1 protein-coding gene is annotated in these 258 nt (G+C 61.2%); it reads left to right on the plus strand.

The window, feature by feature from the left end; all coding sequences use genetic code 11:
* Positions 1 to 220, plus strand: a 220-nt coding sequence (locus SB816_RS32975) for a hypothetical protein (protein ID WP_410548377.1), incomplete at its 5' end; no start/stop codon positions are given.
* Positions 221 to 258 lie beyond the last annotated feature (38 nt).

Here is a 258-nt window from a genome sequence, read left to right on the forward strand (position 1 = left end):
GTCCGTCGGTGTCAGCGTCAAGCGCGACATACGGATATCCGCTTCGCGCCAGAAAGCCCTGAAGCCGGATAAGGTCAGCACTGCCCGATTGACCTATCAGTACAGAACCGGCACCGCCCTGATCTATCAGGGCGACGCGCCGAAGTATAAAGGCCCGCATCACGATCTCCCCGATATCGGCCGTCCCAATCAGAGCTCTAAGATGCGGGGCGTCGAATGAAACGGCCATGCACCCTTCCGCACCGGCACGCCCGCTCG

The sequence above is a fragment of the Achromobacter sp. SIMBA_011 genome (genome assembly GCF_046535435.1).
In the GTDB taxonomy this organism is placed as follows: Bacteria; Pseudomonadota; Gammaproteobacteria; order Burkholderiales; family Burkholderiaceae_B; genus Achromobacter; species Achromobacter dolens.